At 55.6% G+C, this 26,670-nt stretch carries 14 protein-coding genes; 4 read left to right on the top strand and 10 right to left on the bottom strand.

Annotation, left to right across the window (positions count from 1 at the left end):
- Positions 1-196 precede the first annotated feature (196 nt).
- From SH573x_RS07195 to SH573x_RS07185, 3 genes are all read right to left on the bottom strand, one after another.
- A complete protein-coding gene (locus tag SH573x_RS07195; RefSeq protein WP_479353714.1) occupies positions 197-2,305 on the bottom strand; it encodes an elongation factor G in 2,109 nt (702 codons plus the stop codon).
- A 173-nt stretch (positions 2,306-2,478) separates the two neighbouring features.
- Complete coding sequence (gene hisA / locus SH573x_RS07190) at positions 2,479-3,222, bottom strand: 1-(5-phosphoribosyl)-5-[(5-phosphoribosylamino)methylideneamino]imidazole-4-carboxamide isomerase (protein WP_479353712.1); 744 nt, start codon at positions 3,220-3,222, stop codon at positions 2,479-2,481.
- A gap of 462 nt (positions 3,223-3,684) precedes the next feature.
- Entirely contained in the window at positions 3,685-4,692 is a 1,008-nt protein-coding gene (locus tag SH573x_RS07185; RefSeq protein ID WP_479353710.1) for an outer membrane protein assembly factor BamB family protein, read from the bottom strand.
- 137 nt (positions 4,693-4,829) lie between these two features.
- On the opposite strand from SH573x_RS07185, the gene SH573x_RS07180 reads away from it, so the two are divergent.
- Positions 4,830-6,185, top strand: a complete 1,356-nt coding sequence (locus SH573x_RS07180; protein WP_479353708.1) for a vWA domain-containing protein — start codon at positions 4,830-4,832, stop codon at positions 6,183-6,185.
- A 247-nt stretch (positions 6,186-6,432) separates the two neighbouring features.
- On the opposite strand, the gene ypfJ is transcribed toward SH573x_RS07180, so the two are convergent.
- The 3 genes from ypfJ to SH573x_RS07165 all read right to left on the bottom strand — a co-directional run bounded on the left by ypfJ (position 6,433) and on the right by SH573x_RS07165 (position 11,466).
- Positions 6,433-7,320, bottom strand: coding sequence for a KPN_02809 family neutral zinc metallopeptidase (gene ypfJ / locus SH573x_RS07175; protein WP_479353706.1), 888 nt, complete (start codon positions 7,318-7,320; stop codon positions 6,433-6,435).
- Positions 7,321-7,742: 422 nt separating this feature from the next.
- Positions 7,743-9,221, bottom strand: coding sequence for a N,N-dimethylformamidase beta subunit family domain-containing protein (locus SH573x_RS07170; protein WP_479353704.1), 1,479 nt, complete (start codon positions 9,219-9,221; stop codon positions 7,743-7,745).
- A 175-nt stretch (positions 9,222-9,396) separates the two neighbouring features.
- Complete coding sequence (locus tag SH573x_RS07165) at positions 9,397-11,466, bottom strand: FG-GAP repeat domain-containing protein (RefSeq protein ID WP_479353702.1); 2,070 nt, start codon at positions 11,464-11,466, stop codon at positions 9,397-9,399.
- A 10-nt stretch (positions 11,467-11,476) separates the two neighbouring features.
- On the opposite strand from SH573x_RS07165, the gene SH573x_RS07160 reads away from it, so the two are divergent.
- The 3 genes from SH573x_RS07160 to groL all read left to right on the top strand — a co-directional run bounded on the left by SH573x_RS07160 (position 11,477) and on the right by groL (position 15,912).
- Positions 11,477-13,204 (top strand): AI-2E family transporter, encoded by a 1,728-nt coding sequence (locus tag SH573x_RS07160; protein ID WP_479353701.1) that lies wholly within the window; start codon positions 11,477-11,479, stop codon positions 13,202-13,204.
- 623 nt (positions 13,205-13,827) lie between these two features.
- Entirely contained in the window at positions 13,828-14,151 is a 324-nt protein-coding gene (locus SH573x_RS07155; RefSeq protein WP_479353699.1) for a co-chaperone GroES, read from the top strand.
- Positions 14,152-14,283: 132 nt separating this feature from the next.
- Positions 14,284-15,912, top strand: coding sequence for a chaperonin GroEL (gene groL / locus SH573x_RS07150; RefSeq protein WP_479353697.1), 1,629 nt, complete (start codon positions 14,284-14,286; stop codon positions 15,910-15,912).
- Positions 15,913-15,990: 78 nt separating this feature from the next.
- On the opposite strand, the gene SH573x_RS07145 is transcribed toward groL, so the two are convergent.
- The 4 genes from SH573x_RS07145 to gltB form a co-directional block, all read right to left on the bottom strand.
- On the bottom strand, positions 15,991-16,944 hold the full coding sequence (locus tag SH573x_RS07145) for a hypothetical protein (RefSeq protein WP_479353695.1): 954 nt from the start codon (positions 16,942-16,944) through the stop codon (positions 15,991-15,993).
- A 68-nt stretch (positions 16,945-17,012) separates the two neighbouring features.
- Entirely contained in the window at positions 17,013-19,598 is a 2,586-nt protein-coding gene (locus SH573x_RS07140) for a hypothetical protein (RefSeq protein ID WP_479353694.1), read from the bottom strand.
- A 698-nt stretch (positions 19,599-20,296) separates the two neighbouring features.
- The gene (locus tag SH573x_RS07135; protein WP_479353692.1) at positions 20,297-21,799 is read right to left on the bottom strand and encodes a glutamate synthase subunit beta; all 1,503 of its coding nucleotides are present in this window, start codon (positions 21,797-21,799) and stop codon (positions 20,297-20,299) included.
- Positions 21,800-22,003: 204 nt separating this feature from the next.
- Positions 22,004-26,578 (bottom strand): glutamate synthase large subunit, encoded by a 4,575-nt coding sequence (gene gltB, locus SH573x_RS07130; protein WP_479353690.1) that lies wholly within the window; start codon positions 26,576-26,578, stop codon positions 22,004-22,006.
- Between the last annotated feature and the right edge of the window lie 92 nt (positions 26,579-26,670).

The raw sequence follows: 26,670 nt of genomic DNA, 5'->3' as shown, positions 1-26,670 counted from the left end.
TGGCATAGGCTTCCAACCTGTGAACCGGACACACAGGAACACAAAATCGAACTCTGTCTCCCGTGCGTTCGGTCGCTAAAGCCGGTTGCTTGGCGCCAAGGCACTAGCGCCAAGGCACTGGCGCCAAGGCACTGGGTAACTCTGTGGTGAATTGTTGGTTTAATAACACAGGCTGGAAGCCTATGCCACAAAACGCTTACGCGTGGACTTCCTCTTCTTCGACGACCTTGCTGTGGGACATGATCTGCTGTTGGATATTGGCAGGCATGACTTCGTAATGGCTGAATTCGACCAGGTAGCTACCTTGGCCGGCCGTCATGCTGCTGAGCGTGCGGTTATAGTGCAGCACTTCGCGCATCGGAATTTCGCAGTGGATCACTTGGAATCCACCGCCGATCGCATCGTTACCCAGCACGCGGCCGCCGCGGGTGCTCATGTCGCTGTAGATGTCACCCACACTGGCTTCGGGCGTAGTGACATCCAGCTTGACTACTGGTTCGAGCAAACATGGCTTGGCCTGCAAGAAGACGTCGCGGAAGGCCATGGAGCCGGCGATCTTGAATGCCGCTTCACTCGAATCAACATCGTGGTATTTGCCGAAGTGAACTTCAACAGCCACATCCTGGACCTGGTAACCAGCGATCACGCCGCGCGTCATCCGCTCTTTGAAACCCTTTTCGACAGCTGGCAAAAAGTTCGTCGGAATCGTGCCACCCACGACCGAGTTGATCCACAAAAAATTGCAGCTCGAATCGTAATGATGCTCTTTCATATTCGGGAATCGTTCGCGACGCACAAAGGATTCGATGTCGGTACCCATGGGCAGTGGGTACATGCGGATGTGCACTTCGCCAAACTGTCCGCGACCACCGCTCTGTTTGCGATGGCGATACGAACCTTCAGCTTCCACTTGAATGGTTTCGCGAAACGGAATCTTCGGGTCTTTGGTCTCGACGTCCAACTTATCGCGGAAGTGCAAGCGTTCCAGAATCATCTTCAGATGAAACTCGCTCATACCGGTGATCACCAGTTCGCTGGTTTGCGAATCGCGATCCAGACGCAGCGTGGCATCTTCTTCAACCAACTTGTGGAGGGCATTGGCTAGTTTGTTTTCATCGCCGCGACTCTTGGGGGCCAGGGCCAGTCCGACCATGGGCTTAGGAAATGGAATGGGTGGCAATTCGACGTCGCCCAAGATGCTGCCGGTATGCAAATCATCTTGCTTAGCCACAGCTACGATCTGGCCAGCTTCGGCGCAGTCGATGGGGGCAGTTTGGTTGCCTTGCATCTCCAGGATCTGCGGCATCTTGAGATTCTTGCGCGTGCCTGCGATGTGAACCACTTGATCTTTGGTTACGGTGCCGGAGATAACTCGAATGTAGCTCAATTTCTGCACGAAGGGATCGATGTGCGTTTCAAAGACGCGAGCCACCAACGGCGCATCATTATCGGCGCACAGATCGATCGACTCACCGTCAGGGCCTATACCATGACGACACAACATGTCCGGCGAAGGTGCACATAATCCTAGACCGGTCAAGAGTTCGGCCAGCCCCACCCGCTGTTTGGAGGACACGCAGAAGATCGGAATGAGCGTCCCCTTGAGCACAGCTTTGGGCAAAAGCGTGCGCAAGGTCCCCAGGTCGGGCAAGGTACCTTCCAGATACTGCTCCATCGCGGCGTCGTCGGCTTCGACCAGGCATTCGATCAAATGTTCGCGAGCTTGTGCGACGTCGATGACTTCACTGGCCATGGTTTGACCGCCTTCGAGCACATCGATGACTTTAGTGAAACGCCCCGAAACATTGTCAGGCACGTTGATCAAGGCGCAGGCATCACCAAAGGCGGCAATCAACTGATGCACGAGCTCTTTAAAGTCGATCGCATCGCCATCCATGCGCGTGATGACCAGTGCACAGGGCAGGCCCGCTTGACGGGCTGCGTGAAAGACGCGGCGCGTGTTGACTTCGACTCCCGCATGCGCGTGAACGCAGACAGCTGCGCAGTCGACTCCGGCCATGGCACCGATCGTCTGACCGATGAAGTCGGGATAGCCGGGTGTATCTAGCAGCGAGAAGTGCAAACCTTGATGTTCGCAGTGCGTGATTTTGGCTTCGACGGTGTGATGATGAGTTCTTTCTTCGGGATCGAAATCGCAGATGCTGGTCCCGTTATCGACGCTGTGCTCGCCGGACACCGCCCCCGTGGCCACCAGTAAGGAATCGATGAGACTGGTCTTGCCGCAGGAGCCATGTCCGCACAACGCAATGTTGCGACGTTGGCCTACCGATACTGCCTTGCTCATGATCTTGCACCTTCCACTGCTAGTCCCGGCCCGCGACGAAACTCCAGGCCTTCTCCAGGTGGAGTCGCGAGCGTGCCAGGCTCTGTGTGTCTCGCCACTAATCGCCTTGTTGCTGCAAACCGGGCGATCCAAGAAGGCGAGAAGGCGCTTCGCTCCGGTCGGCAGCCCGTTCGTTACGGCGGACCGGCGGCAACTTCGCGCCGCGCTCTGCTCAGGGTCTCCGCCAAATCCAGCCGGCCCTCGTAAAGCGCCCGCCCCACAATACAGGCGTGCGTCTTCATCGCGACCAGTCGATCAATATCTTCCAGAGTGGTCACGCCACCGGAGGCAATCACCGGGATGCGCGTGGCACGTTGCATTTGTTCCAGTTGCTCGAAGTTGGGACCGGCCAGCATGCCGTCCTTGGCGATATCTGTATACACTATCGCCGGTATTTGATCGGTCAGAGCGGCAATTTGCTGCGCCAGCTCAATGGCCGATGTCTTCGAAGTCTCCAGCCAACCATCGGTGGCCACCATCCCATCGCGAGCATCGATGCCCAGCACAAGTTGCTTGGGATATTGCTGCGTCATCTTGGCAAACCACTCCGGTTCACGCAAAGCGCGCGTGCCGATGATCACTCGCGCCAGCCCGAGATCCAGCAGTTGTTCAATGACTCGCTCGTCGCGCACACCACCGCCAACCTGGCAGGGCACACCGGTTTCCGCCACGATACCGCGAATCGCCGGTTGATTGATCTGACTGCCGCTCTTGGCCCCGTCGAGATCGACCAGGTGCAGACATCGAGCCCCAGCTTTGACCCACTGATGCGCCATCTGTACCGGGTCTTCAGCGAACACTGTCTCGCGGTTGTAATCGCCTTGCTGCAGCCGCACACATTTGCCGCCCAGCAAGTCGATCGCGGGCCATATCTGCATGGTGAAAAATTCTAAATATTAAAGGGGATTTAAAGAGCTGATTGCTATTATCGCACAGCCCGATTTAGTAAGCAACCGCATCAAGTTAGAGCCTGCCCCAATCGTTTAACCCGCAGCCGCCAGGCGAGGTGCACCCAGCGTAGCGCCCCTGCGTTTACCTAAGCATCCTCGTTTAACCCGTAGCCGCCAGGCGAGGTGCACCTGCTAATCAAGCTTGCGTTTACCTAAGCATCCTCGTTTAACCCGTAGCCGCCAGGCGAGGTGCACCTGCTAATCAAGCTTGCGTTTACCTAAGCATCCTCATGCTCAACACGAACCCTCTCGCTGCCAACCGCACGCCTGCGATTGCCTAGCCTGGCGGCTACGGGTTAAACGAGTCCTCATGCTCAACACGAACCCTCTCGCTGCCAACCGCACGCCTGCGATTGCCTCGCCTGACGGCTACGGGTTAAACGAGTTAATCTATCGTTCGCTACCTAATTTGCTCGTTAGCGCTGCCCCGTTGACACTCAACACCTGCGTGTTGGTCAGCGAGTCGCCGAAGCGTTGGAAGTCGTGGAACTTCCAGACGACTTGCTTGTCACGCGTGACTTCGATCACTTGTGGATTGGCCTGGCCAGCGTGACAGTTGCCCAGCACGATGTTGCCCGATGGCAGCACTTGCAAAGTGGTCACCCAAGCTAACTTGATGCCCGGCAAATCGTTTTGCTTCAGATGCCAAACAACCTTCTTGTCAGGTGTGACTTCGATCACTGCATGACCATTGCCGGTCGAGATCAGCGTGTTGCCACTGGCCAGTCGCAGCGCGCAGTAACATTGATTGCCCCAAGCTTCGACTCCATGGCCGTCGGCCGGTTTTTTGTCGAAGAGCGGTACCGCGTATTCCCAAACGATCTGGCCATCGGCCGCATACTCGCGCACCATGCCATCGCCTTCGTGACAAACCAGGTAGTTGCCGGTGGCCAGCTTGCGCACCAAGCGTGTATCGCGGTGAGGATGGGGATTGGATACTTTCAGTGCTACCTTATGAACGATCTTCCCGTCGGCATCAACTTCGATGACGCGCGCTGGTCCGCTTTCGGCGATCATCGTATGACCGTTATCCAAGCGTTGGAAAGCATGCACTTCCACCGGCTTGCCCGCGTTGCCATTTTGTTCGCCGGAGTTGTACTGCCACACTTGCTTGCCCGACGATGGTTCGATCTCGACCAACTCTGTCCAACTGGTTTGCAACAACACATTGCCACTGGGTAGCAGGTGCAAATCGTGCAACGGACCAATCTTGGTTTCCCATTCGGTCTTGCCTGCTTCATCAATGATCGCGATGCGAGATTTTGACGAGTCGGCGCATAGGATACGATGCAAGACATCTTCGGCTGTGACCGCATTGGTCAGCAGCATGACGAGGGCAATCGCTTTGGCGCACAGGGCGACAAAAGTAGATGCAGAAGTCGCGGGGATGTGGGTCATAGTTACACTTTTACATTTCTTTTACAAGGCATTTGCAATTTTCAGAACTCTACCGCAGCCAGGGCGCGTCTAATGGAGAGTTGATGGAATGGCCACCGACAATTCTTCCGAAGCTTTGGTTTGTAGGAGAACATGCTATGCGAACGTTACTTACTTGTGCTATAGGGCTCGCGCTTGGTTTGTCTAGTCAGTGGGGATCATGGGCACATGCCCAGCAGGTCAAGCTGAATGTGGCACTGGCGCATCCGACGATGTTAATCTGCGATTCTCCCAAATGCGAGAATCATTTGCGCATCGCCATTGAAGGCTTTCCGCTACCCAATCAGGCGAAACGTTCGCCCGTCAACGTGGCCATCGTCATCGATCGCTCGGGGTCTATGCAAGGCGAGAAGATCGAAAACGCGCGGCGGGCTGCAATGCAAGCGATCGATCGCCTGGGCGATGACGATATCGTTTCGGTCGTAACGTACGATACGGGCGTCGAAGTCTTGATACCCGCCACCCGCGCCTCGGATCGCGAGTGGATCAAGCAGCGCATCGGCTCGATCAAAGCCGATGGCAATACCGCTCTCTTTGCGGGTGTCAGCAAAGGTGCCGCCGAAGTTCGCAAATTCCTCGATCCCAAACGCGTCAATCGCGTAATCCTGCTCTCCGACGGCCTGGCCAACGTGGGCCCGGCCAGCCCCATGGAACTGGGACAACTGGGGCGCTCCCTGATCAAAGAAGGCATCAGCGTCAGCACGATGGGTTTGGGGTTAGGATATAACGAAGACCTGATGAGCAAGCTGGCAATCGAAAGCAGCGGCAACCACACTTTCATCGAACAAGCTCAAGACCTGATCGCCGTCTTCCAACGCGAGTTCGACGACGTGATGAGCGTCGTAGCGCAGCAAATCGTAATTCAAACCAAATTGGCCGAAGGCATTCGCCCAGTAAAGGTGCTGAACTACCCAGCCAATATCGAAGGCCAGCTAGTCACGATCGAGCTTGGACAGCTCTATGCCAACCAAGAACGTTACTTCGTGCTGGAGTTGGAGATTCCTAAAGGCGATTCCGGTACAGTTCGACCACTGGCCGAAGTAACCACGACCTATCGCAATGCCATTCGCGAAACCACCGACAAACTGACCAGCAGCGTCGAGACTCGCTTTACCGACACGCCAGAAGCGGCCGACAAGTCGATTGACAAAGGTGTCTTGGCTTGCTGCGTCCTGCAGATCGCCAACGAACGCAATCAGCAAGCAACCATGATTCGCGACCGCGGCGATATCGAAGGGGCTGAAAAACTGCTGAAGATGAACGGTGAGTTTCTGGATACCAACTACTCACTGCTGGGCGTCGAAGAGTTGCGCTCGCGGGCTACCGACAACAAAGCGCAAGCCGGCAAACTCTCCGACAAAGAATGGAATGCTAATCGCAAGAAGATGCGATCCCTGCAAAACCAAGACGCCCAACAGCAATCCTATTCCAGCAAGGGCGAAAAGGTGAAGTAATTTCACTACAGCCCCCACGTAGCCGAGTCTCTCCGAGACTCGGATCATTCAGCGTCTCGGAGAGACGCTGCTACGTGTCTCACGTAGCCGAGTCTCTCCGAGACTCGCTTATGACGGACCTGTCGAGATCACCAACGATCCGGTTGCACCTATGCTTTGCCGAGCTTAGTCACGATGGACAGTCGATCGTAGCGCAGCGGCCGAGTCTCGGAGAGACTCGGCTACGTGGGGTACGTGCAGCGCTATCCTATAATTCGTCGTATTCGACCTCGAACAATTGATTTAGCTGTTCAAAGTCGCCGCTTTGGAAGCCGGCTTTGAACCAGCGTTTGCGTTGGGCGGAGGTGCCGTGGGTAAAGGCGTCGGGAACGACACGGCCCTGGGCACGCCGCTGCAACGTATCGTCACCAATTTGTTCCGCCGCGTTGAGGGCTTCATCGACATCACCGCGATCCAGGAACGGTTGCCGCTTTTCAGCATGATGAGCCCACACGCCCGCCAGGTAGTCGGCTTGCAACTCCAACCGCACACTCATTCGGTTGGCTTCAGCCTTTTGGCCCTTAGCAGTCAGTTGTTGTTGAGCCCGCTGAACTTGCATCGACAGGCCCAGTTCGTTCTGAATATGATGTCCAACTTCATGAGCGATTACATAGGCCATGGCAAAATCGCCAGGGGCTTTTAACTTGTCGCGCATCTCTTGGAAGAAACTCATATCCAGATAAACTTTTTGATCGCCCGGGCAATAGAAGGGCCCAACCGCCGCGGTAGCTCCGCCGCACGCCGACTGAACATCGTCGCGGAACAAGACTAGCGTGGGAGCACGATACTGCTTGCCCACGGCAGAAAATAGCTTCGTCCACGTATCTTCGGTGTCGGCCAGTACTTGGCTGCTGAATTTTTTCAGCGGTGCATGGGGATCATTGGCCGGATCGAGCGGCTGCTCATCTTGCACCACAGCCGGCCCACCTTGCGGCATGTTCTGCAGCAGCGGCCGTGGATCGACGCCCAGAAACCACGCGGCCAGCAAGATCACCAACGTGATCATGCCGCCTCCGCCACCGATCATCATACGACGACCACCAGAGGCTCGAATATCTTCGACATTGTCGCTCTCGCGACGACCTTCCATTCGCATGTTCGCGTGCTCGCTCGGGATGGCAGTACCAGGGGCTCAGAAATCTACCCTCGTATTGTAACGCCTGCGGTAAAGGCTTCTAGCCTCTGAATGTGGCATAGGCTTCTAGCCTGTGTGTGGCATAGGCTTCCAGCCTGTGTGTATGTCACCTCTCCCAAGCTTTGCTTGGGGGAGGTCGGAGCCAGCGTTAAGCTAGGCTCCGGGAGGGGGCTGGTTACCGAAGTGGAAGTGTTCGCAGCAGAATGCACCACACAAATTCTCTCGCTGCCACGAGTTAAACGCTGTACGTTCCCCTACTACATGCCAAGCACACAGGCTGGAAGCCTATGCCACATTACACACAGGCTGGAAGCCTATACCACAAGATTCACAGGCTGGAAGCCTATGCCACATTACACACAGGCTGGAAGCCTATGCCACACTTACCTCAGTGCCCGTTTGAGCAAGTTGTGAGTGATCTGCTGCACGCGCTGGTCGGGGCCGTGTGGGCGACTCCAGTGGGACCAGGGCAGGGTGTGGCCCGGCGGATCGCTGAGGGCTTGAGCCCAAAAGATGGTCGACGCATTGAAGACAAAATTGTCTTTGGGCCCAGGATAGACCACCGCCATCCATTGCTGTGGATTGACTCCGCCCTGCCAGGCTGTGCCGCTGGCAACGACTTTTAAACCTGGGATATCCGCGGGCTGGCCGTGATATTCCCAGCCAATCAAACCTGGAATCGAATCACCATTTTTGATACCTGTGCCTTCAAAGATCCAATGCTCGGCGTCGGTAACGATCCAGTCGCCACCACCGTTGACCGGTTCGATGTTCCGCACGCCCATCAGCAGACCTTCGTCGGGACCTCGATGTGGAAACGGTCCATGATCGCGCTCGCGCTCGACAGCGTACTGGTTGTCGGCGCCATAGGGACCACCACGAAACATGATGCGATTAGGCCTGCCGTCACTGCTGGGGCGCATGGGCGTAACCCAACATACGCTATTGCCGCTGAGGAAGAGCAGATCCACTCCAGCGTCGCGCATCTTTTCGACGCTATGAAACTGCGCCAAGTCCCAATACTCATCGTGCCCTACACTGACGAACGCTTTGGCCTTTAGTCCGCGGTCGGGCGTGAGCATATCGCTGTTGCAGCAATAGGCCACATCGTAGCCATGCTGTTCGAGCCAGTAGGCTAGCGGAAATTCGTACGGCAAAAACTCACCTGAACCGACGGTCAGTGGATCATTGACCACGCTGTTGTATTGAGCTTCGCGACCGTATGGTCGATCAAAGCTGACATCGGCCCAAGGACCTTGTCCACCTTTGGGATGCGTGTACACCGAGTACTTGCTCGGCCACACGTTATAGGCTTGCCAGGTGTTGTCACTGCATTGAAACAGGATATCGACCGGTCGTGAGTCGCGGACGATGAACACGACATAGCTTTGCCAGTACGCCTCGTTGCCTTCGGGAATGGTGGTCATGCGACCCAGATAGACACCGCTCAGCCAATCCGCCGGTATCGTGAGCGATAGCGATGACTTCCACTGGCACTCATGCAAGTTCTTTTCACCAATCGTAGGCTCGGGTTGCTGCGTGCCTTCGATGCGCTCAAAGGTCCGCATCAAACGTGCGCCGCGACCGCCGTAGTAACCCATGCGAAAGATCTCGAGCTTGAATGCCCGCACGGGATTGCTGGCGACCATGATCTCGATCGACTCGCCCACAACCACGCTCTGCTTGGAGCAGTAACCTTCGATCTGCGTAGAACGAAACTGACCGCTGTCCAGTCGCACGCGGGTCAGTTGCCAATCGGTCGAACCGACATGGCGATTCTCGATCTCAATGGGATTGTCGGCGCGAAGTTGGTCGGAGAAGAAAGTGCATACCAGCAACAGCACAAACCTGCGGGTCATCATGATGTTATTCCAATTCAAACTTCAATCTTCAAACTTCAAACTTCAATCTTCAAACTTCAAACTTCAATCTTCAATCTTCAATCTTCAATCTTCAATCTTCAATCTTCAATCTTCAATCTTCAATCTTCAATCTTCAATCTTCAATCTTCAATCTTCAATCTTCAATCTTCAATCTTCAATCTTCGCGTGGATTTTTCAGATAGTAGAATCTGCCATCCTCTGCGCCACCGAGAAAATCGGGCACACCGTCTTGATTGAAATCGACGGTCGTGGGACTGACATCGTGCCCTTCGATATTTTGCGTGGCCAGCGAGCCTGACTTTTCGAAGCGCCATGCGCCAGCCTGCTGACCAAGTCCGCGATAGAGATCGGCATTGCTGGAGTTGAGCAGGATGTCCCAGTGACCATCGCCATCCCAATCGACAATGCTCAACTTGCGACGACCACTACCACCTGCAGAGCGTTCATTGAATCGCAGCGGATTGCCGGCTGCATCTTGAAAGACGCGCTGCGGTGGTTGCAAAACTAGTTGATCGTCACGCTTAGCACGCTGGTAGAGCGCCAGATAGCCTTCGGGGTCGAGCATGACTAAATCGACCAGGCCATCACCGGTTACATCGCGTGCTACGGGAGTCGTGCGCCACTGTGTAACCAGTTCGTTGCCTTCGGGCTGCCACCATGTCCATTTGGGTTTGCGCGGCAACGCATCAGCCTTGTCCCACTCCACCTCGATCGCTCGTGGCGCAGCCAACTGTGGTGCGCTGCGCGAACCGATATTCTTCAGCCACATGACGCGACCGACGATCGAGTTAAAGATGATGTCGTGTAGTCCATCTGCATCCCAATCCGCTACGCTGAGCGTTGTATAGCCCCACTTGGCTTCGGCCGGTCCTTGAATGCTGAGGTTCTGGCCCGCCATGATACGAAACGGACGACCATCGACTTGCAAGCGCTTGGGGGCTGCCCATTTGGGCAGTGGACTATCGCTAGCGGCACCTAGATTTTCAAACCATTCGATGTAGCCGGCTGTATTGCCGGACACGATGTCGGTATCGCCATCGCTGTCCCAATCGACACCCACAGGCGTCGCCAGCGCGCCGCACTTGAGCGTATCGGCGTGCTGTTGAAAGTAGCGTGGCGGCAAGAAATGCGGCAACTGGCTGCCTTTGACCGTGACGTTCTCGACCCAAGCCACGCGACCATCCTCATCGCCCACGATCAAGTCATGATCGCCATCCCGATCCCAATCGAAGGCTACCGGTACGATCATCTCGAGATCCATGCGCAGGGGTAGGCCGTCCGGAGTGGTCAACTTTGTGCCGGCGGTATATTGAGGATCGGTGCGCGAGCCCACGTTTTGAAAGTAGGTAAAGCTGTCCAGAAACTCGCCGCACAACAAATCGAGATCACCATCGAAATCAAAGTCAACAAAATTCGGCGATGGGCAACCGAATACTTCGAGTATTCGACGATTTTCGGCTGCGTTGGGTTGGGCTGGCGATTGCGCAGTCGTGGCCGAGAACGGCTCGTCGAGCGTCAGTTTGACTGGCTGGGCATAGTCGGGTGCAGCTGTGGTGGCACGATTGCGCATGACAAAGATGAAGCCATGGAGCGGACCATTGGTCCACTTGCCTTGGCTGTCCCATGCATCGTCCCAGCCGTAGTCGCTCCAGTCTTCGATGCCGACCACCAGGTCGAGCGCACCATCGCCATCGAAGTCGACATAACGCCATTGATTGTGCCGAACCTTGGGGCCTTTAGGCTGGTTGCCTTGGGGTTGGTAGAAGTTGCCCTTGATTGGCAGTTCGATTTTTTCGGTTGTGCCTTGAGTTGCGAAGTCGATGTATTCGAATCCGGGCGACATCACGCGCAAGTCCGGTACGTAGCTGGGCGTGATGTAATGCACGGTGCGACTGAGGCGGAATCCGCGTTCGAAGATCGGGAATTTTTCGTGGGGCTGGCTGCGATTCTCGAACAACCACACACCATTGGATGGTTTGTCTGGACAGGAAACTAGCAAATCGAAATCGCCATCACTATCGACATCGTAGGGAACTGGCCAGGCCCACAATCCGACTCCCAAATCTACCACCAGTCCAGGGTGGTTATACGGCAATTGTTCCAGCGATTGCGCAGTGGCGCGGCTTTCGCAAAACCAGCCTACGCAGATTACTGCGCACCAAGTTTGCAGTACGACAAGTGTCGAGCTTATACTAGCCCAGCTTCTGGAATTGGGAATTAACATCGGTCTGGTCATGCCTATTGAATTCGCCTGTGAAGAATGTGGAAGTGTGCTGCGCGTGCCCGATGGGTCCAGTGGCAAACGCTCGCGCTGCCCTGCTTGCAAACACGAGCAAGAAATTCCCTTCGTAGTCGACAGCGCCGACTCAATCGCAGCGTCGGGAAAGCTGAGCATACCATGCCCCAAGTGCCAACATCATCTGGTCTGCGAACCAGAACTGTTAGGGACTCGTGGTCAATGTAAGAAGTGCTCGCACATCTTTACGATATCCAAAGAGCCTGGACCAGCGGACGATGCGGCTCCGGCCCTGGTATTTCACTGTCCCAAATGCCAGCAACTGTTCGAAGGTCGCGAAGACATGCGCGGACGCAAGGGCAAATGCCACGTCTGCCAGGCCGTCTTCGCCATCGAACTGGAACTTGCAGCCGCCGCACCGACCAGTCCAACAACGCCCGCGCAGTCCGACTCGCGAGCAGCGACCCGACCGACACCTGCTGCGGAACCTGCGCCGCTCGAACCTGCGCCGCGGGCACCAGAGCCTGCAGCGCGCTCGGTAGAGCCCGCACCTCGGGCTGCGGAGCCAACTTTGCGGCAGTCGACTTTGGCAGCCAATGTAAATGATGAACTGACCTTGGCCGACGACGGGACAGAGCAAAGCAGGGCTGAAAGGTCTCGCGTCAAGGACTCTGCGGCGACAAACGCCAGATCAACCGCTGTATCCAGCCAACCGATTCGTTTTGAATGTTCGCATTGCCAAGGAGTGATGGAAGTACCTGGCTCGACGGCGGGCTTGGAAACCGAATGTCCCTATTGCCAAGTCGTATTGACCATCCCCAATCGTTCGACCATTTCACTGCGCCCCGCGACGCCTGTTCCGACTCCCCAGAGCACTAGCAGTTTCGGTTCGCAGCTGGAGCATGCGGACTTTAGTCACCCGCTTGCGGGCAGCCAGGCCGGCTCGGGCGGCGTAGATAACCCATATGCCGCACCGGCCGGCGCATGGTCCGCGCCCACGACCAACCCGATTCGGCGCTCGAACGCATTGACTGTTGGCAACGTTCTTCAACAAGGCTTTGAAGGGCTGTTTCCATCGTGCCTGGTGGCCATTCCACTGATTCTGATCTGGATCGGCTGCAATGTGCTACTGGGCGTATTCACCGGGGCGCTGATCGCGATCATGCGCTCACCACCTGAGACTGCTGCCACCGTGAGCTTAGTCATCAGTCTGTGCGCCATGCCATTTGTTATCACTCTGGCGGCTTGGGTTTTTGGATCGCTCAGCCGTACCGCGCTCAACGCCGTGCGCGGTAAGCCATTCAACTTCGGAGATTCGCTCAATCCCGGCGGCGCGTTCGGCGCTTCGATTTTGCAGAGCGTTATTTCGATAATGCTATCGTCGCTGATTTATCTACCGCGTTTGATCAATTGGATGACCAACGGTAGCCTGCAGAGCCCTGAGTTTATTACGCTGGTAGGCATCTGGCTGTTGCTGATCGCGGTGATCATGCTTTTGTTTGGCCTAGGAAGCTGCCTAACGCTTTTTGCCGGGGCCGACGGCTACGAGCCGACCGAGGCTCTGCAAATGTCGATGTCGCTAGTGTTGGGCAATCTCGGCAGAACCCTAGCGATCTCTTTCTTGGCGGGCCTGATCACTATCTTTTTAGCGATTCCCACCCTTGGCTTAGCCTTCGTCATTCCCATCTACATGTTGGCTTCCCTGTACAACCTGGCCAGCAAGTAGAGCGACAGAGTGTTCGTAGCCGATCTCGCCAGAGATTGGATGAATCAAGCCTGACGCGTCCAAAGTCTGGCGACTTCGGCTACCTACGTGCGGTTCCCTGTTTAAAACGCAGAGGCCGCGGAGTCCGCCGAGAAAAAGCTCTTCTCTGCGATTCTCTGCGTCTCAGCGTTTCAAAAACGGAACCTTCCTGCTCAGTTGTTGGGGGACAGACCACCGGTACCCAATCATCTTTCTGCCCAATCATCTTGCTGCCCACCTTCCCCCGGGACTATGTCCGTACTGCGTGACGGTGTTTGGCTCAGGAGGACCTTCGCCCTCCTGCTCTCTGGGTGTCCCAGCCGCTGGGCTGGCCTGTCAAATTGGCTGAGCGGCTTTTCGTGAAATTCTCGACATCAATTTTGACCGCGTTTTCCCTAGTGAAACGCGATTGACTCAGCCTCAAAACAGACCGTGGCACAGGGTTTGCTTAGGTGGCGGGCGTACAAATTTGCATGCCTTTTTGACGGCCTGCAGGCTCCAGCCGCTTTCCCCAAGTCGGCGGTCTGCTCCGCAAGTCCCACTTGCGAAACCCGGCCGAGAATTACCCTAACTTTTAGATCATCCTTTTGGGAGGAGTGCCGCTCATGGCGACGGCGACGAAGAGCAAGGACAAAACCACTGTGAAACTACAACCCATCGGCGACCGACTTGTGGTCAAGCGTGAAGAGTCCGAAAGTAAGACTGCGGGCGGTATCGTGCTGCCCGATTCAGCCAAGGACAAGCCAACTCGAGGCACGGTTGTCGCTATCGGCGATGGCAAGTTGCTGGACGACGGCAGCCGCGGCGCAATGCAAGTCAAGGTCGGCGATCGCGTTCTCTTTACCAGCTACGCTGGTGAGAACATCGAGATCAGCGACGAAGAATACGTACTGATGAGCGAAACTGAAGTTCTCGCAGTACTAGAGTAGACGCCGTAGAACGGGACTCCAGGCCCGTTCACAAATGTAGCCTCAACGCACAAACAACACGCTGGACGGGCCTGGAGACCCGTCCTACCTACGCAAGCACATTCACACATACTTTACTGGAGTGTCTAATCCATGCCCAAGATCATTGCTTTCGATCAGGAAGCCCGCGAAGCGATTCGCCGCGGCGTATCGAAACTGGCTCGCGCCGTCAAAGTCACCCTCGGTCCCAAAGGCCGTAACGTCATTCTTCAAAAGAGCTTTGGCAGCCCAACCGTTACCAAAGACGGTGTGACTGTCGCCAAGGAAATCGAACTGGAAGACGTCTATGAAAACATGGGCGCTCGTATGGTTCGCGAAGTGGCCAGCAAGACCAGCGACGTCGCTGGTGACGGCACCACCACCGCGACCGTGATGGCCGAAGCCATCTTCAACGAAGGCCTCAAAGCAGTAGTGGCCGGCGTTAATCCCATTCAAATGAAGATGGGTATCGAAAAGGCAGTTGCCGATATCACCGAAAAACTGCACAAGATGATGATCAAGATTCGCGACAAGAGCGAAATGGCCAATGTCGCCACCATCGCTGCCAACAACGATCGCGAAATCGGTAACCTCCTGGCCGATGCCATGGAAAAGGTTGGCAAAGACGGCGTAGTGACCGTCGACGAAGGCAAGAGCCTGCACACCGAACTGGAATTCGTTGAAGGTATGCAGTTCGATCGCGGCTACCTGTCGCCTTACTTCGTAACCGACATGACCAGCATGGAAGCCGTACTGGAAGAACCGTACATCCTGGTCTTCGAAAAGAAGATCTCGAACATCAAGGACCTGGTTCCACTGCTGGAACAAGTTGTCCAACAAGGCAAGCCACTGCTGATCGTCGCCGAAGACGTCGATGGCGAAGCCCTGGCAACGCTAGTGATCAATCGCCTGCGTGGCACGCTGAACATCTGCGCGGTGAAAGCTCCTGGTTACGGCGATCGTCGCAAGGCCATGATGGAAGACATCGCTATCCTGACCGGTGGCGAAGCGATCTTCGAAGCTCTGGGCACCAAGCTGGAAAGCGTCGGCCTGCCTCAACTGGGTCGCGCCAAGAAGGTCATCGTCGACAAAGACAACACCACCATCATCGAAGGTGCTGGTAAGAGCAGCGATATCAAGGCCCGCATCGATCAAATTCGTCGCGAAGCCGAGAACACCACCAGCGATTACGATCGCGAAAAGCTGGACGAACGTTTGGCCAAACTGGCCGGCGGTGTCGCCAAGGTCAATGTCGGTGCAGCTACCGAAAGCGAAATGAAGGAAAAGAAGGCTCGCGTTGAAGACGCTCTGCATGCCACCCGCGCTGCAGTCGAAGAAGGCATCCTGCCAGGTGGCGGCGTCGCTCTGCTTCGCGCCAGCAGCAGCCTGAAGGCACCTGAAGGCCTGAGCCACGACGAAGTCGTCGGTTACAACATCATCCTGCGTGCTTGCCGCGCTCCGCTGATGATGATCAGCGAAAACGCTGGCAAAGATGGCGGCATCGTCTGCGAGAAGGTAGCCGACGGCAAAGCCAACTTTGGTTACAACGCTCTGACCGACGTCTACGAAGACATGGTCAAAGCCGGCGTGATCGACCCAACCAAGGTAACGCGTACCGCTCTGTCCAACGCAGCCAGCGTAGCCATCCTGCTGCTAACCAGCGATGCTCTGATCGCTGAAAAGCCCAAGGCGGACAAGGGCGGCAAAGGCGGACACAGCCACGACGACTACGACATGGACTAAGTGAAGTTTGAAGTCGGAAGTTTGAAGTTTGAAGCCCCGTGCCCGCAGGCACGGGGCTTTTTTCGTAACTTGGAATTGTCACTCCAAAAACATATCCGCCCTATTCATTGACACCTCAACCCAATCACCCCGCACTCCGCCCAAGTCGCGCCGCTTAGCTCCAACGCTATATAAGAGATGCTGGCCATTTTCGACTCGATAGATAAAGTCGGAATTAGTGAACGGGTCTGGTAAGCGGGCCAGTAAGAACGAAGGCACCAGTGCACGGAGATCGGGAGGTGGCCCTCCATTGTCAGCATGGTAGTTATGGATGGCCAGCTCAATGGTCAGCAGTCGCTGATAGGCTAATGCTCGATCGCTTAAGTCATAGAAACTCTGCTGGTTGTTCGAGGGAGGTGCGTTTTCCGCGGCTCGCTCCTGTTCAACAAACGCATCGATCTCTTCAGCGGTAAACTCGTCTCCAAAACCCGAACGATATTCCTGTTCATCGAACGGAGGCATTTCGACCGTCGCTGTCCAGCGCGCATCTCGGGCAATGACCGTCGTACTAGGTTCGCATTCCGCTTCGCTCTCAATCAGCAGTTGGATCAGCTTGGCACGCCGGTCCGGACTCAGCCGACTCCGCAATTCGGCCAACGTGCAGATGCCTGTAACCCAAGTTGCGATGCCTACTAGCATGTCGGTTATCAACCCGTTGCGCCGTTGGCAATGTGCCAGGTGCACAATATCGAGACCGCAAGCCATGGCGTGCTCGTGATTTGCATCCCGATCAGCCAAAATAGACTCCAGCTGAAAAGCTCGCGCGAGTTTCCGCTGTGGTTGAAGGTCCGATGCATGCTTGCCGAAATACTCGCTGGCAAACTCTGTCGGAACTTGCGGACGAGCAGCGATGGCCGCTCGGGCTGCTTCCAGCGCACGGCGACAGTCTTGAAGCAACGCTCTGGCCCTAGCGTCATGCTGCGGCTGACGCAGTTCGTCGACGTCAATCTCAGGAATATGTTCGGCTGCGGTTACTAAGGCCTGGTAACTCATGGCGATTAATATGGGTTAGGGGTTGATGTCGAACACTTCTCTGCGCTCTAAGTCGATTGCTCTCCGGTTCAGGGGGAGCTTCGTTTTGATTTGAGCCGGTCGCGTGCGTTTTGCACGGCGCGTTTTATAACCGGCGATTGCGATGCTTCTTCTTGCTCGCGTAACAAGTTGATCGTCTTCTCGTCTTGGGAGACGAAGGCGGGCAAGGCTGTGATGCAAGCAGCTTGGGTGTTCTCGTCCGCGGTGTTCTTGAGCACACTCACCAGTCGATCGAAGTATGCTTGCTGCTCTTCGACCGTGAACTGTCGACCATTCTGAAAAATGACACTCCACAATCCTTCTGCAGCGTAGGCCGACGCATGGCCTACATCTTCTTCAACCAATTCCAACATCAGCTTGGCTAGCTCGGACGGAACCGGTGTTACGACTTCCAAGGCTCTAATCAAATCATGGGCGTTGGACCAATCGGAGCGGCGAACCTTCAGTTCCGCGATCAGCAGTGGCCTCACTTGACCAGCGGCCTCGCCAGCGCAGTTCTTGGCTATCGTGGATAGCAACTGCTTGGCTTGAGATCGAATTTTGACGTCGAGGCTATCCAGTGACTCAGCGACGACCGGTGGCAGTGTATCCCATTTGACTCGAGCGATCCAAGCCAGGCACAGGTTGCGCAGGTTGGCGCTGGGTGAACTGAATTGCGGCGAAAGAGCTTCTAACACATCGGACTTGGGGTATTGGGAGAGAACATCTGCAGCGTTATTAGAATAATACGATTCACGCTCGTCATCTCCAGCCAGAATCAACGCGGGAATCGCGCTAGGACCAAGCTTTGTTAATTGAGCCTTTGCCTTTTCGATAGCTTTCGGGTCGGGAGATACCAGCAGGGAATAGACCAGCGTCTGCACGTTTTGAGGAACCCCAGACTTCTCCATGCGAGTCAGGCAACACTTGTCGATCGCCTCGAGATTGTTTTGTGCGATTGGTGAAAGCTGGTCATCTTTGCTGGCCAACGTTACTAGAAATGGGCGTGCGCTGAGCGACTTGCCACCCAAACGTCCGAAGTTCGCGATGATCGCACCTGCTGCCTTTGGATCATCGACCTGTTGGGCCGCGCGCATCAGGGCATCCAATACCACAGGGATCTCCGGGCTATGGACTGGCATGCGATCGGCCAGTTGGTACAGCGCATCGTTGGCCGCATAGAACACAGTCTCTTCAGCCTTAACCTGCAGCAACACCCGCGTCAGCGCAGCGCACTTCGTTTCGAGCTTGTCTTCCATCGCTAGAATGACTGAGCAAGCCAAGTATTGGACCTGTGAGTCTTTATCGGTCAAATACTCATAGATCGTATCGCGCAAGCCCGCCGGCAACTTGAGTGAATTATGCCGTATAAACGCACGCGGCAGCATCATCTCCTTGGCCTCCGCTCGGGCGATAAGCTCGAGCAGTTTACTACGGCGCGATGCAGTCTGCTTGGCTTCTTCAAGCGATGGATTCACAGTTGCGGGTACAGGTGGAGCCGGTGGTTTCGTAGCCGGTTTTTTGTTCGGCATACTTGCCGGCGGTTGGACTTTCTTGGCGTACGCCCGTTGCAGATCAGGAGCGAGTTTGGCGTTCGCCCCTAACCATGCTTGGCCCGCCTTGGTCACATGGCTACTCAAGCTCAGGTTATAGAGGTTCGGCATGTTGATAATATGTCGAATGCCAGCGTCGGTGACTTGGGTTCCATCGAAGCTCAACACTTTTAGTGCATTGAGGTTTTCAAACGCGACGCAGCCTTTATCGGTGATCTTGGTGTTCGACAAGTAGAGGCAAGTGAGGTTGCGGAAGTTTGCACCTTCAGCCAGATGAGCCATGCCACGATCGTCAAAGGGCGTGTTATTCAAACCGAGATCGGTCAGTTCCGTCAGCGATGCCAACGCGCCAAACCCACTACCATTGACGAGCGTATGATCCAGGTAGAGGAGTTTGAGTTTAGGAATTTTGCCAAGGAACTTCAGACCTTCATCGGTTACCTTCGTATTGTTTAACTCGAGGTGATATAGGTCCGGCAACTGAGTCAAATAGAACAGGCCGTTATCGGTGACCCGACTGGCATGCAAACGCAGGAACGAGATGGTACGAGCCTGCGCTAAGTACTGGATGCCTTCGTCTGAAATGAAGCTGGACTTCAGATTGATTCCAGAGAGCCTGGGCAGGTTCTTCAAACCAACCAAACCCTTATCAGTGATTTTTGAATCTCCAATTTGGAGCAGGCTTATCTTAGGAAACCTACCGGGTTTGGTAAAAAAAGCGAGATACTCATCATCAGCCCAACCCGGGCAGTCAAAGCTCGAAAGTTCTTTGGCTGCCGCCAGTGGTTGCATTTGCTCGGTGGTCAAGCGTTTGTCGATATGCATGTACAGGACAATCACGCGCCCATTTTCCGTCTGCTCGATGCCTCGGCCATCCGGGTTGCTCGTCATGTTGTTCAAGTTGTAGCCGATGCCCAACTTGCGCAGATACTTGACCAATTCCACTTCGTCGGGGTGAACGCGCTCTGTCTGATTGCCGAACACCAACTCATCGGCCGCCGCACGATGCAGCAGTACCATGTGCATTGACATGCACAGAGTGGCCAGCGGAAGCAAGCGGAAGAGCCGAGCGCAGGGCGTCATTGGCTAGTTCCCTAATACAGAGATTAAGAATGAGGGTGCACGCCCATTGTAAATCGTTTCCTGCCGCAAAACGACATGTAGAGCAGCTGTCCTCAGCTGCTCAGCACCCTCTAACCAATGCTTCTTCCAACCTGAAGACTCGCGTAACAGGCAAGCGACGTTCCGGGTGCTGAGCGTAGAGCAGCTGTCCTCAGCTGCTCTGAACCCTCTAACCAATGTTTCTTCCAACCTGAAGACTCGCGTAACAGGCAAGCGACTTGCCAGGTGCGGAACGTAGAGCAGCTGTCCTCAGCTGCTCAGCACCCTCTAACCAATGCTTCTTCCGACCTGGAGATTCGCGTGACAGGCAAGCGACTTGCCAGGTGCAGAGCGTAGAGCAGCTGTCCTCAGCTGCTCAGCACCCTCTAACCAATGCTTCTTCCGACCTGGGGACTCGCGTAACAGGCAAGCGACTTGCCGGGTGCGGAACGTAGAGCAGCTGTCCTCAGCTGCTCTGAACCTGCTAACCAGTGTCTCTTCCGACCTGGAGACTCGCGTAACAGGCAAGCGACGTTCCGGGTGCTGAGCGTAGAGCAGCTGTCCTCAGCTGCTCAGCACCCTCTAACCACTGTTTCTTCCAACCTGAAGACTCGCGTAACAGGCAAACGACTTGCCAGGTGCTGAGCGGCTGCGGACAGCCGCTCTACAATACGGCCATGCTACACTGGGACTGCGGCGGCGGTACCCATGGTTACATCGGGAGCAGGCAGAAGGCTGCTGCCTTGCAAGTACACGTCGATCGCGCGAGCTGCACCACGGCCTTCGCTGATCGCCCACACCACCAGCGATTGACCGCGGCGACAGTCGCCGGCGGCAAACAGTCCCGGCACATTCGTTTCGTACTTGCCATACTCGGCTTGATAGTTCGAACGCGCATCCTGAGTTAGCCCGCTGCCTTCGATGGCGTAATGCTCCGGTCCTAGGAAGCCCATGGCCAAGAGGACCAAGTCGGCTTCGACAACGTGCTCTGAACCGGCTACCTTTTCCATCTGCATGCGACCGTTGACTTTGCTCCACTTGACATGCACAGCCCGAATACCGCGCACGTTGCCTTTACCGTCGTCCAAAAATTCTTCGCTGAGGATGCAATACTCGCGCGGGTCTTTGCCGAACTTGGCTTCGACTTCTTCGTGACCATAATCCACGCGGAAGATGCGCGGCCATTGCGGCCAGGGGTTGTCGACGGCTCGATCCTCTGGTGGCTTGTCGAGCAACTCAAAGTTCACCAGGCTCGTACAGCCATGACGCATGCTGGTCCCAATACAGTCGGTACCCGTATCGCCACCACCGATAACTACAACCTTCTTGCCTTTAGCGGAAATGAACTTGCCATCGGCATGTTGGGTGTCGAGCAAGCTCTTAGTATTGGCAGTCAAGAACTGCATCGCGAAGTAGATACCATTCAAGCTGCGACCGGGAATCTCTAAGTCACGTGGCTTGGTCGCGCCGGTTGATAACAACACCGCGTCGTAGTCCGCTTGCAGATCGGCCAGCTGGTGCGTGCGACCAATATCGGCTCCGGTCACAAACTTGACGCCTTCAGCTCGCATCAAATCCAAGCGACGCTCGACCACGCCTTTGTCGAGCTTCATATTCGGAATGCCGTACATCAGCAATCCGCCGATGCGGTCGGCTCGTTCATAAACCGTCACGTCGTGACCAACTTTATTCAGTTGATCAGCCGCGGCCAGGCCAGCCGGACCGCTGCCGACAATGGCTACGCGTTTGCCTGTCTGAGAAGTAGGTGGGTGAGCGGTAATCCAGCCTTCCGCAAACGCACGATCTGCAATAGCGTTTTCAATGTTCTTGATCGTCACCGGCGGATTGGTAATGCCCAGCACGCATGCACCTTCGCACGGCGCCGGACAAACTCGACCAGTGAACTCAGGAAAGTTGTTCGTCTTGTGCAACCGTTCGCTCGCGTCCTGCCAGCGACCTTGATAAACAAGATCGTTCCACTCGGGTATCAAGTTGTCGATAGGACAACCCGTAGCCGATTGGCAAAACGGAATACCGCAATCCATGCAACGCGCACCTTGCTCGCGCAGCTGAGCTTCATCCGGTTCTGTGTAAACTTCGCCGTAGTCCTTCAAACGCTCCAACGGTACGCGCCAAGGCACCTTCTTGCGATCATACTCTTTGAATCCAGTCGGCTTTCCCATTGCTGATGTCCAAGGTGTAAGGTGTAAGGTCCAAGGTGTAAGGTGTAAGGTGTCTCGTTCCCAGGCGCTGCCTGGGAACGCACTGCACTGGAGGCTCTGCCTCCGTCAAAGTGATACGAACTACTCAAGTCAGGGATTTCCACGGAGCAGGCGGAGCCTGCTGGACAGTGCGTTCCCAGGCAGAGCCTGGGAACGAGCTGCGAACTAGTCGTCTGCAAAGACGAGCTCTTTGTTGTCTTTCATCAATTGCAGAACGCGTTTGTAATCGGTCGGCATAACTTTCACACAGCTGGCCACAAACTCTTTCCAGTTGGCCAAGACGCGCTCGGCTACCGTGCTACCGGTGTACTCAAAGTGGCGAGCAATCAGATCTTTCACTAGCTGCTCTTCTTCGTCGGAATCAATGCGCTCCAGGCCAATGGTGCCCAAGTTGCACTTGATGCGAAACTCGTCCAAGTTGTCCATGACGTAAGCGATGCCACCCGACATGCCGGCCGCAAAGTTGCGACCTGTCTTGCCCAAGATCACCACACGACCACCGGTCATGTATTCGCACCCGTGATCACCTACGCCCTCGACCACTGCGCTGGCGCCACTGTTGCGAACGCTGAAACGTTCCGCAGCATAACCACGCAAGAAGACTTCGCCGCTGGTTGCACCGTATAGGCAAACGTTGCCCACCAACATGTTCTCTTCGGGTTTGAAGCTACTGTTCTTAGGTGGATAGACAATTACGCGACCACCGGACAAACCTTTGCCGACGTAGTCATTCGCATCGCCTTCCAATTCCAGCGTAATCCCATGAGCCAAGAATGCGCCGAGACTTTGGCCGGCCGAACCGTTCAGCTTGACGTGAATCGTATCGTCAGGCAGGCCTGCCTGACCAAAACGCTTGGCCACGTTATGACTGAGGATCGTACCAACCGTACGATTGATATTGATGATCGGCAGTTCAAAGCGGACTGGCTTTTGATGCTCGAGCGCATCCTTGGATCGCGGTACCAACTCGGTTTGATCCAGCGACTTCTCCAAGCCGTGATCTTGCTTTTGAGTGCAACGCGTGCCCGTGCCAGGACGAACACCTTGAGCAGGATGCAGCAAGTGCGTCAAATCCAGTCCATCAGCTTTCCAGTGATTGATCGCTTCGCGAGAGTCGAGCACATCGACGCGACCGACCATGTCATCCAGTTTCTTGAAGCCGAGCGAAGCCATAATCTGGCGTACATCTTCGGCCACCATGAACAAGTAATTGACTACATGTTCAGGCTTGCCCTGGAACTTCTTACGCAATTCAGGGTCTTGAGTGGCCACACCGACTGGACAAGTGTTCAAGTGACACTTGCGCATCATGATGCAACCCAGCGTTATCAACGGCGCGGTGGCAAAGCCAAACTCTTCCGCGCCAAGTAGTGCCGCGATGACTACGTCGCGACCAGTCTTCAATCCACCGTCGGTCTGCAACGTCACGCGCGAACGCAAGTCGTTGAGCACGAGCGTTTGATGAGCCTCGGCGATACCAAGCTCCCAGGGCAGGCCAGCATGTTTGATGCTGGTCAAAGGCGACGCTCCCGTACCACCGGTATCACCCGCAATAACAATGTGCTCGGCATGTGCCTTGCTAACACCGCTGGCCACCACACCGACGCCAACTTCGCTGACCAGTTTTACACTGATGCGCGCGCTGGGATTGGCGTTCTTCAAATCGTGAATTAGCTGAGCCAAATCTTCGATCGAATAAATATCATGGTGTGGCGGAGGACTGATCAGCCCCACGCCAGGCGTGCTGTAGCGAATTCGGGCGATGTTGCGATCGACCTTTTTGCCAGGCAGCTCGCCGCCTTCGCCAGGCTTGGCACCTTGCGAGATCTTGATCTGCAGTTCGTCAGCATTGGTCAAGTATTCGATCGTCACACCGAAGCGTCCCGATGCCACTTGCTTGATCGCCGAGCGCTTGGAATCGCCGTTGGCCAGTGGTTGGAAACGCACGGGATCTTCACCACCTTCACCGGTGTTGCTCTTGCCACCCAGTCGATTCATGGCAATGGCCAACGTCTCGTGAGCTTCGGCCGAGATCGAGCCAAAACTCATGGCACCGGTGCAGAAGCGTTTGACGATGTCCTTGGCTTCTTCAACTTCCTCCAGCGGTACTGCAACCCGTTGGGGATCAACTTTGAAATCTAGCAGGCCACGCAGCGCATACTGCATTTTGTTACTGCGATTGATGTGCTCGGCAAAGCGCCAGTAGGCGTTCTTGTCACCAGCCCGCGCGGCCATTTGCAGGTCGGCGATCGCTTGTGGATCCCAACCGTGACGTTCGCCTTCGGCCCGCCAGTGAAACTCGCCTGGGTTGGGCAGCGTTGGTAGGAGCCGAGTCGGATCTTCGGGGTACCCCAAGCGATGTCGACGCAGCGACTCTTCGGCCAGCACTTCGAAGTTCACACCTTGAATGCGACTGGCCGTGCCGATGAAGCACTTGCCAATGACTTCGTCATGCAAACCGAGCGCTTCAAAGATCTGCGCACCCTTGTAACTTTGCAGCGTGCTGATGCCCATCTTGGCCATCACTTTCAGCATGCCCTTGGCGACCGCTTTGCGATAGGACGATACGATCTTTTCATCGGTATCAAATTTCTCGCCCGGCAGCAGACCATCGCGACTAGCCTTCCACAGCGATTCAAAGGCCAGGTACGGATTGATGGCATCGGCCCCATAACCGGTCAGCAGGCAGAAGTGATGCACTTCGCGAGCCTCACCGGTCTCGAGCACAATGCCGACGCGCGTCCGCTTGGCTTCGCGCACCAAGTGATGGTGCACGGCACCGGTAGCCAGCAAGGCGCTGATCGGCACGCGATCGGCACTGATGGCGCGGTCCGATAGGATGATCAGTTGATAACCGGCATCGATGGCCGCTTCGGCTTCCGCACACACGCGCTCGATCGTTTGGACCAAGCCCGGCTTGCCAAGTTTGCGATCGTAGGTGATGTCGATCATCTGGCTCTTCCAGTTGCGATGATCCATGTGTGCCAGGGCAGCCAATTCTTCGTTGGTCAGAATTGGATGCGGCAACAGCAAGCGATGGCAATGTTCCGGAGTGACGTCCAGCAAATTTTGCTCGGGGCCAATGTAACATTCCAGCGACATGATGACCTCTTCGCGAATCGAATCGATCGCGGGGTTGGTCACCTGGGCAAACAGCTGCTTGAAGTAATCATAGATCAAGCGAGGTTGATCGCTGAGGCAAGCCAGCGCCGAATCATTGCCCATCGATCCAATCGGATCGCGAGCTTCTTTGATCATCGGCAGCAACATGAACTGCATGGTTTCGAAGGTGAAACCAAATGCCTGCATGCGGGGCAGCAGAGTATCAGGATAAAAGCCGTGGCTCTCCGTAGAAGCTTGCAATTCGTCGAGCGTAATACGCTGCTCGCGCAGCCATTGACCGTAGGGTCGCTCAGCTGCAAATGTCTGTTTGATGACTTCATCGGGAATGAGTTCGCCCTTGGCAAAGTCGATCAAGAACATGCGGCCGGGTTGCAAGCGACCTTTGAATTTGACCAGTTCGGGCTTAACCGGCAACACGCCGACTTCGCTTGCCATGATGACGCGATCATCGTGCGTCAAGTAGTAACGGCTGGGCCGCAGACCGTTGCGGTCGAGCGTCGCGCCGATGTATTTGCCATCGGTAAACACAATCGATGCTGGCCCATCCCAGGGTTCCATCATGCAGCTGAAGAACTCGTAGAACGCGCGTTTTTGCTCAGGCATCGACTCATGAGCCTGCCAGGCTTCGGGCACCATCATCATGATGGCTTCTTGCAGCGTGCGGCCGTTCATCAGCAAGAACTCGAGCACGTTATCAAACGAGCCTGAGTCTGAACAGTGGGGCTCAACCACTGGGAAGAGCTTCTTCAGCTGATCACCAAAGAGCTTGCTCTGTGCAGCTCCACGCCGAGCACGCATCCAGTTCACATTGCCGCGCAGCGTATTGATTTCGCCGTTGTGGCTCATGAAGCGCAGCGGCTGAGCGCGATCCCAACTGGGGAACGTATTGGTCGAGAAGCGACTGTGCACCATCGCCAGGTGCGTTTCAAAGTCGGTATCGTTCAGATCTGGGTAATACGGCAGCACCTGGCTCGGTGTCAGCATACCTTTGTAGACGATCACTTTCGTCGACAAGCTGCAGATGTAGAACATCAGCTTCTGCTTGAGCGAACACAATTCACCGCGCAGTTGCTCGCTGGCTTGCTTGCGAATCTTGTACAGTTCGCGTTCGAACGCTTCGCTATCCAGTCCCGGCGCAGCGGCGACGAACAGTTGTTCGATGACAGGTTCCGCCGCCAGGGCCGTCGGTCCAATATTGGCGATCTTGGCTTGGGTCTCGACATGACGCCAACCGACCAAACGTTGATTCTCTGCCGCAATGATCTCAGCTACTTTGGCTTTGCAGAATTCGCGCTCTTTGGGATCTTGGGGCAAGAACACCAGGCCAGCTGCAAATTCTCCGGGCGCAGGCAATTCAGTTTTCAAATCGACGCGCGCAACTTTGGCCAGGAACTTATGCGGCAGCGCCGTCAGCATGCCAGCGCCGTCGCCGGTGTTGGCTTCGCAGCCGCATGCGCCGCGGTGATCCATGGCTCGCAATATATGGTCGGCATCCAGAACGTTTTGGTGGCTAGCCACACCTTTGATGTGCGCAATAAAGCCGACGCCGCAACTATCCTTCTCTAGAGCCGGATCGTATAGACCTTGCTTGGCAGGTAAATGCTCAAGTGGTTTCATCTTTTTCGATATCCTCTCTCAAACTGATCAAAATCTTACTGGGGCAAAGAAGCGCTTTTCGGGGAGAGCGAGGCCGCGCCAGGTCGTTGGGG

Source organism: Rania fehmarnensis (assembly GCF_056494185.1).
This window is presented reverse-complemented; position numbering and strand designations above follow the sequence as displayed.

Bases quoted from the DNA above. Each gene is read 5' to 3' on its own strand.
- SH573x_RS07195 (WP_479353714.1), bottom strand. From the start codon at position 2,305: ATGAGCAAGGCAGTATCGGTAGGCCAACGTCGCAACATTGCGTTGTGC.
- SH573x_RS07185 (WP_479353710.1), bottom strand. From the start codon at position 4,692: ATGACCCACATCCCCGCGACTTCTGCATCTACTTTTGTCGCCCTGTGC.
- SH573x_RS07155 (WP_479353699.1), top strand. From the start codon at position 13,828: ATGGCGACGGCGACGAAGAGCAAGGACAAAACCACTGTGAAACTACAA.
- SH573x_RS07135 (WP_479353692.1), bottom strand. From the start codon at position 21,799: ATGGGAAAGCCGACTGGATTCAAAGAGTATGATCGCAAGAAGGTGCCT.
- SH573x_RS07165 (WP_479353702.1), bottom strand. From the start codon at position 11,466: ATGTTAATTCCCAATTCCAGAAGCTGGGCTAGTATAAGCTCGACACTT.
- SH573x_RS07170 (WP_479353704.1), bottom strand. From the start codon at position 9,221: ATGATGACCCGCAGGTTTGTGCTGTTGCTGGTATGCACTTTCTTCTCC.
- ypfJ (WP_479353706.1), bottom strand. From the start codon at position 7,320: ATGCGAATGGAAGGTCGTCGCGAGAGCGACAATGTCGAAGATATTCGA.
- SH573x_RS07145 (WP_479353695.1), bottom strand. From the start codon at position 16,944: ATGAGTTACCAGGCCTTAGTAACCGCAGCCGAACATATTCCTGAGATT.
- groL (WP_479353697.1), top strand. From the start codon at position 14,284: ATGCCCAAGATCATTGCTTTCGATCAGGAAGCCCGCGAAGCGATTCGC.
- SH573x_RS07140 (WP_479353694.1), bottom strand. From the start codon at position 19,598: ATGACGCCCTGCGCTCGGCTCTTCCGCTTGCTTCCGCTGGCCACTCTG.
- hisA (WP_479353712.1), bottom strand. From the start codon at position 3,222: ATGCAGATATGGCCCGCGATCGACTTGCTGGGCGGCAAATGTGTGCGG.
- SH573x_RS07180 (WP_479353708.1), top strand. From the start codon at position 4,830: ATGCGAACGTTACTTACTTGTGCTATAGGGCTCGCGCTTGGTTTGTCT.
- SH573x_RS07160 (WP_479353701.1), top strand. From the start codon at position 11,477: ATGCCTATTGAATTCGCCTGTGAAGAATGTGGAAGTGTGCTGCGCGTG.
- gltB (WP_479353690.1), bottom strand. From the start codon at position 26,578: ATGAAACCACTTGAGCATTTACCTGCCAAGCAAGGTCTATACGATCCG.